Annotated in this window: 4 protein-coding genes and 1 pseudogene; 4 read left to right on the top strand and 1 reads right to left on the bottom strand. The window is 63.8% G+C overall.

Annotated features, from left to right (window positions below):
• The first annotated feature begins 821 nt into the window (after positions 1 to 821).
• From KWO_RS00505 to KWO_RS00495, 4 genes and pseudogenes are all read left to right on the top strand, one after another.
• On the top strand, positions 822 to 2564 hold the full coding sequence (locus KWO_RS00505; protein WP_010379784.1) for a ShlB/FhaC/HecB family hemolysin secretion/activation protein: 1743 nt from the start codon (positions 822 to 824) through the stop codon (positions 2562 to 2564).
• Between the two features lie 20 nt (positions 2565 to 2584).
• Positions 2585 to 8899 (top strand): annotated as a pseudogene (locus tag KWO_RS00500) (two-partner secretion domain-containing protein); the annotation flags it as partial.
• Positions 8790 to 9911, top strand: a complete 1122-nt coding sequence (locus tag KWO_RS22800) for a hemagglutinin repeat-containing protein (RefSeq protein WP_227479747.1) — start codon at positions 8790 to 8792, stop codon at positions 9909 to 9911. The pseudogene KWO_RS00500 and the gene KWO_RS22800, both read left to right, overlap by 110 nt.
• A 36-nt stretch (positions 9912 to 9947) precedes the next feature.
• A protein-coding gene (locus KWO_RS00495; protein WP_162832869.1) for an IS3 family transposase occupies positions 9948 to 11062 on the top strand; the annotation gives its coding sequence in 2 pieces (ribosomal slippage) (positions 9948 to 10200 and positions 10200 to 11062; 1116 coding nt in all).
• 36 nt (positions 11063 to 11098) lie between these two features.
• Here the strand turns inward: KWO_RS00495 and KWO_RS00490 are convergent.
• Positions 11099 to 14917, bottom strand: a complete 3819-nt coding sequence (locus KWO_RS00490; RefSeq protein WP_017112439.1) for a LamG-like jellyroll fold domain-containing protein — start codon at positions 14915 to 14917, stop codon at positions 11099 to 11101.
• Between the last annotated feature and the right edge of the window lie 26 nt (positions 14918 to 14943).

Below are 14943 nucleotides of genomic sequence, written 5' to 3'. Positions count from 1 at the left end.
CCACCCGTGACTGCACTCATGCGCAACTCCGCAACGATTCTTGACCGATGCAGTCAAACATCCCCACTGCGAATTTCATGTGTCGGTGGAATTGACGAAAATCAAACAAGCGCGGCTGTGGTGGCGTCAGCAGAGCACGAAGGCTTGCCGCCAGCCATCGCATGCACCGTCGCGTGACAAGCGCCACCGCAAGCATGTCGTGCAAGCACTGCATTGGTGCACGTTGAATCAGGTGGCGATGCAGACTGTGGCTGCGGGCTCAGCGATGTTTCTTGGATGCGCATGGCAGCCATACCTCCACATGCCGGTGCGCGCCCCATAGCACTTCCTGCGCCCAGCAGTGACGACAGACACGATGTAAGCGACGACATCGGCTGCTGCACGGGCTGATACCACTCGACTCAACAAGCCGTGACGTTACACAAGAAGCCACGACGCTCAGGCGCTGCACGCGCGGCGTTCATTCCAAGGACGCAACATCTTCGAGCTGGGGTCCGGCAGCCTCTGCTTTCACCGTCGTAGTCCCTTCAAGTTGCTGCACCAAAAATAAAAATTATCTCTATGGCTTTTTTAAAAAGGCTTCTAATTTACTTAGAACCCCGACCTCTTTTTTAATCTCGGTATATTTCTAAATATAAACCGCGCTTGTTGCACCCTTAGGGACATACATCCTCTGTCGTTCATCGACTGGAACCAGTTCTTTCTGGCCAGCACGTAGGGATTCCCCCTACAGCCACAGCGGGTCCTGCCCATTAAAATATCGTTAGGGGTGGCGCGTCAGCGTCGCTGATAGCTGTTACGAGTCAGGCGGTCATTTACAAATGGATAGCGGCATAAAGGGAAAGGTGCGCTTGCGCGCCACGTGGTGTGCTGTGCTTATCGCGGGCGCCACACAACAGGTCTCGGCTCAACAGATCAATGACCCTGCAGCGCAAGAACTATTGCGCCAGCAGGAACGTGAGCGCGTCTTGCGTGAACAACAGGAAGCGCGGCCGGACGTGCGCCTCGAACGTGCCCCAGACGACGGCATCGAACGTTTGCCCAAAAACGAAACGCCCTGTTTCCTGATCGAGCGCATCGTGCTTGATGGTCCCGGCGCGGACGACTTTCGTTGGGCGTTGACCTCGGCCAACACCAAGGATGATCCGGCAACCGGGCACTGTCTCGGCACCGACGGCATCAATCTGGTGATGAAGCGGGTTCAGAACGCGGTGATTGCGCGCGGCTACGTCACCACGCGGGTACTGGCGGCCCCGCAGGACCTCACCGGCGGCACGCTGACGCTGTCGCTGGTACCAGGGCGTCTGCACACCGCGCGCTTCAGCGCGCCTGACTCGGCGCGTGCAGCGATTGCCAATGCAGTGCCAGCACGTCGTGGTGAGCTGCTCAACCTGCGCGACATCGAGCAAGGCCTGGAAAACTTCCAGCGCGTGCCGACGGTCACCGCAGATATCCAGATTGCGCCCGCCGCAGGTAGCGGCACAGGGCCAGGCGACAGCGATCTGGCCATCGCCTGGCAGCAACGTTCACGCATCCGCGCCAGCCTGAGCCTGGACGATGCCGGTAGCGATGCGACCGGCAAACTGCAGGCCAACGGCACGCTCTCGCTGGATAATCCGCTCGGTCTCAACGAGTTGTTCTACGTCAGCGTCGGCAAAGGCGTGTTCAACGGCGCCGGCAAAGACACCGACAGCTGGACCGTGCACTACGACATTCCATACGGCTATTGGTTGTTCGGCGCGACTGCAAGTTCCTACGATTACAGCCAGACCGTTGCCGGTGCCATCGAAACCTACGATTACAGCGGGCGTAGCCGCAATGCAGAAGCGCGCATCGACCGCCTGTTGTTCCGCAACGCGGCCATCAAGTTGGGGGCCTATGGCCGCGGTTGGTGGCGGCAGTCGACGAGCGCAATCGACGATACCGAGATCCAGGTGCAACGGCGCCGCACCGCCGGTTGGGAGTTGGGCCTGAACCATCGCCAGTTTCTCGGCAAGATCACGTTAGACGCCAGCCTGGCTTATCGGCGCGGCACCGGTGCATTCAACGCTTTACGCGCTCCGGAAGAACTCGCCCACGCGTTCGATCCGTCGATCCCGCTGGAGGGCACCTCGCGTATCAAGCTCATCGTGGCCGATGCACAGCTGACAGTGCCGTTTCAGCTTGGCAATCAGCGCCTGCGCTACAGCGCGTCCTGGCGCGCGCAATGGAATCGCACACCGATGGCACCGCAGGATAGCTTCGCGATCGGCGGGCGCTTCACCGTGCGTGGTTTCGATGGCGAGACGACCTTGAGCGGTGATCGCGGCTGGTCACTCCGCAATGACATCGGCCTGGCGGTCGGCGGCGGTCTGGAGGCGTATCTGGGTGCCGATTACGGGCACATCGGCGGTCAATCCACGCGCTTTCAGGCCGGCGATTACTTGGCCGGCATGAGTCTGGGCCTGCGCGGTGGCTGGCAGCATTTTTCGCTGGACACCTTTGTAGGGTCCGCACTCGAAAAACCGGCCAATTTCCCGACCGACTACACCACCTTCGGCTTCAGCCTGTCCTGGCGTTATTAACATCCACAAGGATTAGTGACATGAATCGCGTCTACCGTCTGGTCTTCAACCGCGCACTGCGCGTCTGGCAAGTGGCGTCGGAGCTGGTACGTGCTCCAGCTGGCAGTACAGGTGCCAGTGCTCCCCGCGCGCATCACGCCACGATCGCACCGCTGCGCTTCGCCATGCTCTGCGCGCTCGGCTTTGTCAGCCTGGTCGGCGCCGCACAGGCGCAGTCGGCTGGGCGCATCGTCGCCGATCCCGCAGCGCCCGGAAGCGAGCGCCCGACGGTCATGACCGCGCCCAACGGCGTGCCGCTGGTCAACATCACCACGCCCTCTGCCGCAGGCATCTCGCGCAACCGCTACTCGCAGTTCGATGTGGGCCGCGAAGGGGCCATTCTCAACAACGCCCGCAGTCAGACCCAGACCCAATTGGGCGGCTGGGTGCAGGGCAATCCGTGGCTGGCCACCGGCAGCGCGCGGGTCATCCTCAACGAGGTCAATGGGCCGGCCAGTCGACTCAATGGCTATGTCGAAGTCGCCGGCCAGCGTGCCGAGGTGATCATCGCCAATCCTGCCGGCATCCAGGTCGATGGCGGCGGATTCCTCAACGCCAGCCGGGTGACGCTGACCACCGGCACGCCGATCCTGTCCAACGGCGCGCTGGAAGGTTATCGAGTTAATGGCGGCTCCATCCAGGTCGCTGGTGCTGGCCTGGATACCAGCAGTGCAGACTACACCGATCTAATCACCCGCTCGCTGCAGGTCAATGCCGGCATCTGGGCCAACCAGCTGCAGGCAAGCCTGGGCAACAACGTGGTCAGTGCAGACCAGGCCCGTGTCACGCCGCAGGCTGCCAGCGGCCCGGCCCCCACTTTCGCACTAGATGTGGGCGCGCTTGGCGGCATGTTCGCCAACAAGATCTGGCTGGTCGGCAATGAAAATGGCGTCGGCGTGCGCAACGCCGGCAACATCGGCGCGCGCGCCGGCGAATTGGAAGTCACGGTCGACGGACGGCTTGAAAATACCGGCACATTGCAGTCGCAGCAGGACACCCGCGTCGCGGCCAGTGGCGGCATCGCCAACGCCGGCACGCTCAGTGCCAAGCGCGAGTTGCACCTCACCACGCCAGCCGATCTGGACAACAGTGGCGGCACCTTGAATGCGCAGCGGCTGCAGGTCGATGCGTCATCGGCACGCAACCAGGGCGGCAACATCGAGCAAACCGGTCTCCAGGCGCTGGGTATGACTGCTGGCAGCGTCACCAACCGCGCAGACGGCAGCCTTGGTGCGGTTGCCACTGTGCCGACCAGTGGCGGGACAACACCCGGAACAGGCGGCAACACCGGAAACGGAACGCTCGATAATAACGGTAGCAATGGAGGAAGCGGCAGCGTCACGCCTCCTTCAAGCGGCCAGGCTCCAATAGTTGCACCGCTGGCGGCTGGCGCGCTGACGATCGCAGGTCTTCTGGACAACGATGGCGGTCGCATCACCGCGGGCGGCGACGTGTCGCTGTCGGCGGCCAATGGCCTGGACAACAGCGGCGGCCGGCTCGGCGTGGCCGCACTGAGCGCACGCGGCGATCTGCTCAACCGTGCCGGCACGCTCAATGTCTATGGCGACGCAGATCTGCAGCTTGGCGCATTGGTGAACGATGCCGGCCGTCTCAGCGTGGCAAATGCATTGCGATTGGACACGCAGTCGTTAAGCAATCGCAGTGGCGAGTTGCGTCATAGCGGTGTTGGCGCCCTGGCCATGCAGGTGCGTGGCTTACTGGACAACACGCAGGGCGTGCTCGCCAGCAATGCCGCAGCACTGCAGCTCGATGCGCAGAGTGTCGTCAACGCGGCCGGCCGCATCGAGCACGCGGGCACGCAGGGGCTGACACTGGCCGCGCAAGACTGGTCCGGCGCCGGTGGCAGCATCGCTACCTTGGGCGCGCTCACCTGGCGCGCGGGTACGGTGGATCATCGCAATGCTGCAGTGAGCGCCACGCAGCTAACCTTGCAGGCCGACACGTTCGATAACCGCGGCGGCGCGCTGCTGTCGACCGGGCCACAGGCCGCTACGCTGCAGGTTGCCGGTCGTCTGGACAATGGCGATAACGGCAGCATCGCCAGCAATGGCGATCTGACCCTGCGCGCCGGCACGCTCGGCAATGCCGGTGGCCAGATTCAACACGCCGGCACCGGCCTGCTGAGCATCGCTGCCGACGCGCTTGAAGGACGCGGTGGCCGTCTGATCAGCAACGGCGAATTGACGGTGACAGGCGGCAACATCGATCTCGCCGCAGGCAGCACCTCTGCACAGCAGATCCGCATCGACGCCAATGCGCTCAGCACCGCCGGCGGCAGCCTCGTCTCGCAGGGCAATCAGGCCTTGCTGTTGAGCGTGCGCGATCACCTGGACAACCGTGCCGGCAGCCTTGCCAGCAATGCCGGCATCACCATCAACGCTGGATCGTTTGGCAATCAGGGTGGCTCGGTCCTGGCAGCAGGTAGCCAGGCCGCAAGCGTGACCGTGGGCGGCACCCTGGACAACAGCGCCGGCACCATCTCCGGCAATGCTGCAGTCCTGCTGCAGGCTGGCAGCCTACTCAATCGCGGCGGAAATATTCTCGCAGCCAACGGCGCGGCGCTGCAGGTCCGTGCAGCCACCGTGTTGGACAACAGCCAAGGTGGCCGCCTCGCGACCAGCGGTGACCTCAACGTCAGCGCATCCACACTGGATAACCGTGCCGGCGCCATCGAGCATGCCGGCAGCGGTGCACTGACCGTAACGGCCGATGCGCTACAAGGCGCTGGCGGCAAGGTGCTCAGCCTGGGCAACTTGCAACTGCGCGGCGGCGCGCTCGATCTAGGCCTCGGCAGCACCACGCAGGCGCAGCGTATCGACATCAGCGCGGATAGTTTGCGTACCGCCGGCGGCATTCTGAGCGCCACCGGCAACGACATTATGCATCTGCATGTCACTGGTGCATTGGATAACGACGGCGGCACCATCGCCGGTAATGGCGCGCTCGCGTTGCAAGCAGGCGCCCTCTCCAACCGCACCGGTACGCTCAGTGCCGCCGGCACCGCCGACAGCCGTCTCGATGTCACCGGGCAACTGGACAATACCGGTGGTCGCATCGCCAGCAACAGCGCGACCTTGTACGTTGGCGCAGACCATCTCATCAACCAGCAAGGCACGCTCAGCCACTCCGGCACGCAAGGCATGGACATCGTCGCCGGCCGTGTGGATGGCAGCAAAGGCACCATCGCCAGCAGCGGTGCGCTGTCCTTGACAGCAACCGATGTCGACCACCGTGAAGCCACCATCGGCGCCGATCGCATGGATCTGCAGGTGCAAACACTGGACAACCGCGGCGGGCGCATCGTCGCCAGCGGCACCGGCGCCAGCAGTGTCCAGGCCAACGCGTTGAACAACGCGGGCGGCACACTTGCCGGCAATGGCGACCTGTTGCTGAGCAGCACCCTGCTCGACAACACGCTAGGCACCATCCAACATGCTGGCATCGGGCAACTGCAGATCGCCGCGCAGACACTCGCCGGCACTGGCGGCAAGATCATCAGCAACGGCACGCTGCGCGTGACCGGGCAGAACACCGACCTGACCAATGCCAGCACCTCGGCACGCACCATCATGGTCGCCACCGGCAACCTCACCACGGCGGGCGGGCAACTGTCGGCCAGCGGAGACCAGCTCCTCAAACTCGACGTCTCCGGCACGCTGAACAATCGCGGCGGCACCATTGGCGGCAACGGGCTGTTGGCGCTGGACACGCAGAATCTCATCAACACCCAAGGCACGGTGCAGGCTGCCGGCAGCGGGCAGTCGTCGCTGACCATTGCGCGGGCGCTGCAGAACCAGCAAGGCAAGATCCTGCTTGGCGGCGACGGGCGCATCACCGCCGCCAGCGTCGACAACCAGGCCGGCACCTTGCATGCGGCCGGTGGCGTGTTGCAGCTGGACGTGGACGGCGTGCTCGATAACCGCGCTCAAGGCGTGGTGTCCAGCGTTGGAAAGCTGGAGCTTGAGGCCGGCACACTCGACAACACAGCAGGCACCGTCGTTGCAGGCACCGACCTCTCGGTAATCACCGACACTGCGATCGGCAACAACAATGGCGCCATCCAGGCCACCAATGCCTTGCGTCTGGAAAGCGCCGGTCTGTCCAACCGCGCCGGCAACATCATCGGCGGTAACGTCGTGGTCGACACGCGGGCACAGCAGCTGGACAACACCAGCGGCACCATTGGCAGCCAAGTCGGCGCACTCGATGTGCGCAGCGGAGCGCTCAATAACGCAGGCGGGCGACTGCAATCGAAGGCTGCATTGCTGCTGCAGACCAATGGCCAATCCATCACCAACACCGGTTCAGGTGCCAATGGCGGCATCCTGGCTGGCGGAGGCCTGCAGGTGGACGGCGGCGCGCTGGACAATCGCGGCGGCGCGGTGTTCGCCCAAGGCGATGCACGCGTAGCTGTGAGCAGTGTCGATAACAGCGGCGCCGGTGTATTGAGTGCGGCAGGCAACCTTGCCCTCACCGCAGCGGCGCTGAACAACGCTGGCGGCCGAGTGCAGGGCAGCCAGGCCGTCAACCTCACGTTGGCAGGTGCGCTCGACAACCAGGGCGGCCTGGTCGCTGCCGGCGGCTTGTTGACCTTGAACGCATCCAGCGTAGACAACCGCAACACGCGCAACGGCGCAAACCCGCTCGGCCTGCAAGCAGGCCAGCTGCAGTTGCAAACGCAGGCGCTGGACAACCGTCAGGGACAAGTCGTCACCGACGGCGCAGGCAATTTGCAGGTGACCACCTCGCTCAACAATACCGGCGGCCAGATTTCGTCTGGCGGCAGCTTGGACATGCGTGCCGATGCGGTTGCCAATACCGCAGGGCTGCTGCGCTCGGACGGCAACCAGAGCCTCACCGCGCGCAACCTGAGCGGCGATGGACAGGTCCAGTCGCAGAGCGATCTCACCCTGACCCTGCGCGAGGGCCTGACCAACACCGGCGAAATGATCGCCAATGGCACGCTCGCCATCCATACCGACGGCGACATCGCCAATCAGGGCGTCCTGCGTGCCGGCAACATCGATCTTGCGGCACGCAACGTCGACAACGCCGTCAACGGGCAGATCACCAGCCAAGGCATTACCCACATTGCGACCGGCGGCCAGTTGGTCAACCGCGGCCTGATCGACGGTGGCCTCACCCATCTGCAAGCAGCCACGCTGGACAACGTGGGCACCGGGCGCATTTACGGCGACCACGTTGCGATTGCCGCAGGCAACTTGCTCAACCGTGCCGAAACCATCGCCGGCGTCACCCGTGTCGCCACCGTGGCGGCGCGCGACCGCTTGGACCTGGGCGTCGGCCAGCTCAGCAATACCGATCGTGGCTTGATCTATAGCGATGGCGACGCTGCCATCGGTGGCACGCTGGATGGCAATCGCCTGGCCACCGGCATCGCGCGTCAGATCGACAACCTCGGTTCCACCATCGAGGTAGCCGGCGATCTCGATCTACACGCCACCACCATCAACAACATCCGCCAGAACGTCGTGGTCACCCAGACCACCACTACATTGGCACCGGTGCGCCTGGATCAGCCGAGCTGGCGCAACAATGGCCCGAACGGCAGGTCCGATATCCGCTCCACCAGCCATTACAGCGCCAGCGAGATCTACTACCTCAACCCTGATGACATCCTGGAAGACAGTCCCTACATCACCCCGGATGGGTATCACGTGCGGCGCGCGGTCATCCGCGTCACTCCACAGACCAGCGCCTATTTTTTTGAACGCGGCGCCTTGTACAGTGCCACCGGCCAGCGCTCGCGCCTGAACCCGCAATCGGGCACGCTGACCCTCTACTACATCGGACGCCAGGACAACCAGGCCAACCCCGATCAAGTGGCCGTCGGCGCTGACGATCCGTTCGTCGAGGTGTCGCAACTCCAACCCGGCTCGCCCGCGTTTCACTATGCCAGCGACACGCTCCGGTATTCCAACGCCTACGGCACCTGCACCACCAACTGCGTGCAGCTGTGGGCGCAGTGGGCCTATACCGATCCCGATCACATCCTGCTGAATCCGCAGGGCACCGGCGGCGGTGAGCTGGGCGACAACGAACGCTATCGCATGGCCACCCGCACCATCGTCGAAGACGTGCTGCAGCCGGGCGCGGGTCCGGAAGCCGTGATCCATGCCGGCGGTGCAATGCGCATCGGCACCGATGCCTTGCGTAACGAATACGCACGCATCGCGGCCGGCGGCGACCTGGGCATCAGCGGGCTCACCCACAACGCCGATATCACCAACCTGGCCTACACGCTGTACCGCACAAGCGGCCAATGTCAGCATCGCCGTCACCGTGGGCGGCAGCCAGAGCGAGAGCGAGACCAAGCAGCGCAGCGCCACCTCCAAGGGCTCCACCCTGCAGGCCGGCGGCAACGTCAACCTGATCGCCACCGGGGGTGGCGAAGACAGCAACATCCTGGTGCGCGGCAGCAACATCAAGGCCGGCAACAACCTGCTGCTGGCTGCGGACAACAACATCACCTTGGAAGCGGCCCAGGACACGTTCGAGCAACACAGCACCAGCAAGAGCAAGAGTGCAGCCGTTGGCGTGGCGATCACTTATGGCGCAGACGGCTTTGCCGCCGGCGTGACCGCCAGTGCCAGCGGATCGCGCGGCAAGGCCGATGGTATGGATGTCACCCAGCGCAACAGCCAGCTGTCGGCAGGCAACACCGCCACCCTGATCAGCGGCAACGACACCACCCTGAAAGGCGCGGTGCTCTCGGCCAACACGGTGCTGGCCGACATCGGCGGCAACCTCAACATCGAGAGCCTGCAGGACACCAGCACCTACGCCAGCAAGGACAAGGCGGTGGGCGGCAGCGTCACCTTCGGCATCGGCTTCAGTGCCAGCGCCAGCTACAGCAGCAACAAGGTCAATGGCGACTTTGCCAGCGTCACCGAGCAGAGCGGCATCCAGGCCGGCGATGGCGGCTTCAACCTGCGCGTGGGTGGCAACACCGATCTGAAGGGCGGCGTGATCGCCAGCACCCAGGCGGCGGTGGATGCCGGCGTCAACCGCCTGCAGACCGGCACGCTGACAGTCAGCGACATCACCAATACCAACAACTACAAAGCCACCGGCATCAGCCTCTCGGGCGGTTATGCCGCCGGCGGCAGCGACGGCAAGGACGGCGCCAAGACACAAACGCCGCCGACGACCAACCAGGGCAGCAGCTGGTCATGGCAGAACCAGGGCAGCGGCGCGCAAGGTGCGAGTGCGGGCTACTCCAGCAAGAGCGTAAGCTCCCCCACCTGGCAGACACCGCATAAGTAGATCTTTCTGGCATTGTTTCCTCAGCCAGGAGGTTCTATGCGCACATCAAAGTTCACCGAGACGCAGATCGTCGCGACGCTTAAGCAGGCCGACGCCGGCGTGTCCGTCAAGGACATCTGTCGCCAGGTCGGTATCAGCACAGCGACGTACTACCAGTGGAAGAGCAAGGACGGAGGCCTGGAGGCTTCGGAGTTGCGGCGGGTCAAGGAGCTCGAGTCCGAGAACGCCAAGCTCAAGCGGATGTACGCCGAGTTGGCGCTCGACAACGCGGCCATGAAGGATCTCATCGCAAAAAAACTCTAGGGCCGGCGCGCAAGCGCGAGGCCGTGCGGTACCTGATCGAGGTGCACGCGCGGCCACTGCGTCGGTCCTGTACATGCGTCGGGCTTGCGCGTGCGGCGTGGTATGCGCCACCGCTCGACTGGACAGTGCGCGATGCCGAGTTGATTGCGGCGATCGCACGTGTCGTCGAAGATCGACCGAGTCGCGGCTTCTGGAAATGCAGCGACGTGCTACGCAGGGTGCGTCCTGACTGGAACCCGAAAAGAATCTATCGCGTATATAAGGCCATGCGGCTCAACCTGCGCCGCGCTGCGAAGCGGCGTCTTCCGAAGCGCGAGCGTGTCGCGCTGTATGTCCCGAGGTTGCCTGACACCGTCTGGTCGGTCGACTTCATGAGCGACGCCTTGGCGTGCGGCCGGCGCTTCCGCACCTTCAACGTGGTCGACGACTTCAACCGCGAGGTGCTCCACATCGAGGTGGATACGTCGATCAACTCGCATCGTCTGGTGCGCGTGTTCGAGCAGATCAAGCACGACCGTGGCCTGCCGCAGGTCGTGCGTTCCGACAACGGGCCCGAGTTCCTGGGCGAAGCATTGACCAGCTGGCTAAAGATCAATGGCGTGGCGATCCGATACATCCAGCCCGGCAAACCGAACCAGAACGCTTTCATCGAGCGTTTCAACCGCACTTTTCGCGAGGAAGTGCTCGACCAGCACCTGTTCACCCGACTCGATGATGTTCGCGAGGCCGCGCATTGGTGGATGATCGACTACAACGAAGAAAGACCACACGATTCACTCGGCGGGCTGGCGCCTGTCGAGTACCGCAACCAACACGCCGGAAGTTCTACTTTTAAAGTGACTGCTTGACGGGGGAGCTTACGACTCACCGCTTGAGCCCGTTGCCTACTTTTTCGGTACCGCCAGCATGTTGTTACGTTGAGTCACCTCAGCAACCTCGCCTTCCGTTACCAGACGCAAACGCGCGTCCTTGCCAGTACTAGCAGACGGCACCGCCAACCGCACAACCGCCGTTCTAGGCGTCAAATCGCGCGGCGCGGCAAGCGCCGGAAACCCTGCCCGCGCCAGCTCCTCCCCACGTGCATCCTCCAGCACCACAAACCCAGCTGGTGCATCAGCATGCCCGAGGCTGTGCACTGTCACTTCGATGGCGTCTGCGGTCACGCGTACGTCGCCGTGGCCGATGCCAAGGTCCGGGCGTAGTTCGACCGGGGTGGTGGCTGCGATGCGCTCGAACTGCAAGATTGTGGTGCGGCTTGCGGGGAAATCGATATCGAGGGAAGCGCTTTTTTCGAAAGCCACCTCGCGCGTGGTGCCGGTGCTGTCGATCTTGCCTTCGCCGTCGCGGTCCACGCCCTGGGTGATGCGCCATTGGCCTGGGGCGACGTTCCAGCCGGTCATGCTTGCGCGCTGAGGTTTGCTGGAGGTGTTGTAGGCAATGACGGTGAAGCGGTCTTGCTGTGGCGCGGGGATGGCGATGGCCACTTGGGTGGCGGCTTCTGGGTCGGCGAAGCGCCAGCTCACGGTGTGCCCGGGGTAGGTTTGATTGCGCTTGAGAGCAACGCCGCCAAGGCGTGCGCGTTGTAGGTTGACGGTGGGGGATTCGACGCGATTGCTCCACCAGTGGCCTTCGGTGTTCATGTAGAAGTTCTGCAGCTTCTCTCTTGCTTCGCTGCGGTAAATGCTGGCGAGATAATCGAGGTTGCCAGTTTGTTCCCAGGCAACAAAGTGCGGGAAGTCCGGGGCGCTGCCGTCGTCTTTGTTTGCGGCGTCGATTAACTTGCTGGCCCAGTCATTGCGCTTGCCCATGACGTCGAGGAAGTTTTCGTTGAGCAGCGACAGGCCATTGGGGCCGCTGTTGGCGACGCGGTAGTTAATCGGTTTGAGATAGCGGTCTTCGCAGGTGAAGCGGTAGGCGGCCCAGAAGGTGTGCAAGGTGTCGGCGCCGCCGCTGCCTTCGAAGAGTTCGCCGCCGCGGGTTTTGCCGGTTTGCCAGTTGATCTCGTTGGGCAGGGCCCAGTTGCCCTTGGTATTGGTGTAGGCATGGGCGAGGTAGCCGTCGGCTAATCCGGTGACGATGCGGCGGCTGTTGGGGTCGGCGTTATAGCCACCCAGCAGGATGGCCGGGTGCACGATGGGGAAGGAGTACGGTTTTTGCCATTGCCAGTTGGGTTCGCGGTAAACCTTGCGGCCGCCGAACCAGTTACTGGCGAACAGCAGGTGGCCCTGCGGGTTGACCTGGATGATGGCGTCGAAGGCTTTGACGGTTTGCATCAGGCGCTCGACGGTGCGCGGGTCGCCCCAGTTGAGATACAGCAGGGCGCTGTTGATGTTGATGCCTTCCTCGTAGGAATGCAGCTCGTCGGTCTCGATGGTGGACAGGCCGTTGGTGAACATGCCATTGCGGTAGTTGGCATCGGACAGCGCCAGCATGGAGGCGTTGATGATGTCCGGGTCCACGCCCATCAGCGCGACGCCGGGAAATTGCTGCACCAGATCCGAGTCGTCGGAAATGCCGCCGCCGAAATCGCCGTAGGCCACCTGGCGCTGCTCGATCCACCAGCGGATGTAGCGGCGCGTGGCCTTGAGGTCTTCCAGCTGCCAGAACGCCCAGGCAGGCACGCCCTTGGGCACGGTCGGCATATCGACGGGCAACTCGCTCTGGTTGCCGTAGCTGATGTCGTTCCAGTATTGGCGGCCAAGCGCGTTGTCCGGGTAGACACGTAATAGGTCGGTGATGTCGGCATCTAGCCGTTTGTAGAGCAGCTGACGCTTGGAGGTGGTGTGTTCTTCGACCAGGAAGCCCCAGTTGTCCTTGACCTGGTTGAAGCGGTCGGCGATGTGTTCCTTGATGGCCTCGGCGCGCGGTTTGAACACCAGCTGCAATTGGGTGCCGTCGAGCACGTTGGCGTTAAAGCCTGGCGCGGCGGCGGCGATGCTGAGCATCAGGCTTTCGTTGCTGAGGATTCTGTCGCGCAGGTCCAGCCACAGCGTGCGGGCCTGGCCGGGGGCGACGGCGACCGAGACATCGATCATGTCGCGTGCGGGCCAGATGGGGTCCTTGATGCGGATATTGAGCGGGATGCTGCCGTTGTGGGTGGCCGGCAGGTTCAGCGCCGGCAAGGTGATGGCGATGCCGTCCAGGCCGTCGTGCATGTTTTCCCAGCCGTAGGACCAGCTGCGCATCAGCGCTTGATCCGGCGGCGGATTGCCCAGGCTGGAGGGCACCAGGATGTGCACGATGGGGTGCTGCGTGATGTTGGCTGCGGCCTTGTCGCTGGGGCGCTTGCGGGCCGGCGCCTTGGTGGGCAGTGCGATGACGGTCTGGCGCTCGCTCGCTGGGTAGCGGCCGGCGATGACAGCGCGCAGCTCGGCGAGGTTGTCGTAGTCGGGCTGGATGTCGCTGCGCACGGTATAGCTGAGTTGCACGCTGCCTTTGGGGACTTCGCCCGGCTGCACGTCGTAGGCCCAGATTTCCTGGATGGGGGTTTCCTGCGCGGTGTTGGCAAAGCGCAGCGTGCCGCCGCGGCGTTCTTCAAATTGGTCGACGCTGCGCACCACGCCTTGCTGGCGTGCGAACAAGGGTTGCAGCTGTGCATTGGGCGCGGCGTAGGTGGCCTGGCCGTAGGCGGCGCCGCGTAGTTCGATGCGGTTGAAGGGCTCGTCCGGCAGGGTGAGGTCGAGCGCCTTGCCGCCTTCAACGTAGGTGTTCCAGTCGGGCAGTTGGAAGTAGTCGTTGCGCCCCGGTAGCCGCGAGCGGTTGTAGACGCCGGGCCAGGTGGTTTCGGCGATGCCGTCGGTGGCCTTCCACATCCATTGCTTGAGATCGCGCGCATCACTGAATTCAACCTTGCGGATGCGGGTGACCGGCGCGGTGAGTGCAGGCGGTGCGTGGCCGTTGTCCCAGCCGTAGCGATGCAGGAAGGCGGCGTATTGCGCATCCGCAGGCGTGGCGGGTGCGGTGGTGGGTTCCTGCAGGCGTGCGAGTGCGCTGGCGCCCGCGCTGTCGAGCATGCGGTCGTAAATGCGGATCTCGTCGAAGTCGCTGCCGCGCAGGAAGTTGTAGCGGCTCTGCACTTGATGCGGCGACATCACGCGGCCGGCGAGGCCGAACTGATCGAGTGCGGCGTCGAAGTCGAGCGCGCCACCGTTGGCGCAGGCTTGGCCGCAATCCACGCGTGCGGCTTCCTTGCCATCGACATACAGGCGCACGCCGCGGGTTTCGTCCCAGGCAAACGCAATGTGGGTCCAGTCGCTGGCGGCCGGGTTCTTGTCGAGCTTGAAGGAGACACGGGTGCGCGCGAGGTTGGCGTCGGTGACGAAGGCATCGAAGCCGTGGCCGTTCCAGTCGATGCGCAGCCAGGCCATGTCCCAGCTGGTGTGGTCGGCGTAGCCAACGCGGAAGATCACGAACGGCGCTTCGCCGACCGGGTAACGCGAACGCCAGAAGAAGCTGAGCGTGCCGCGCTGGGTGTAGAGGTTGCCGGGCGCATTCCACGACAGCACGCCGTCGTCGGCCCATTCGATGGCGTTGCCGCGTTTGCCTGTGGGCACCAGCGCGATCTTGTCGCGGAAGTTGGGCACGCCATCGCCGCGGGCGACATCGGCTTCCAGACTGCGGTCGGCCGAGACGCGGAACAACAACTCCGGTGCATCGGCAGCGACCGCACTCACCGGCAGCGCTATCAGTAACAGCACACCCATCCAAGCCTTCAACACGCTCACTGCCT

It is taken from the genome of Xanthomonas vasicola pv. musacearum NCPPB 4379, from assembly GCF_000277895.2.
GTDB classification, from domain to species: Bacteria; Pseudomonadota; Gammaproteobacteria; order Xanthomonadales; family Xanthomonadaceae; genus Xanthomonas; species Xanthomonas vasicola.
The sequence above is the reverse complement of the archived record's forward strand: the minus strand, read 5'-3'. Positions and strand labels throughout refer to the sequence as shown.

Excerpts from the sequence above, each read along its gene's own strand:
- KWO_RS00505 (WP_010379784.1), top strand. The coding sequence starts at position 822 with ATGGATAGCGGCATAAAGGGAAAGGTGCGCTTGCGCGCCACGTGGTGT.
- KWO_RS22800 (WP_227479747.1), top strand. The coding sequence starts at position 8,790 with ATGCCTTGCGTAACGAATACGCACGCATCGCGGCCGGCGGCGACCTGG.
- KWO_RS00490 (WP_017112439.1), bottom strand. The coding sequence starts at position 14,917 with ATGGGTGTGCTGTTACTGATAGCGCTGCCGGTGAGTGCGGTCGCTGCC.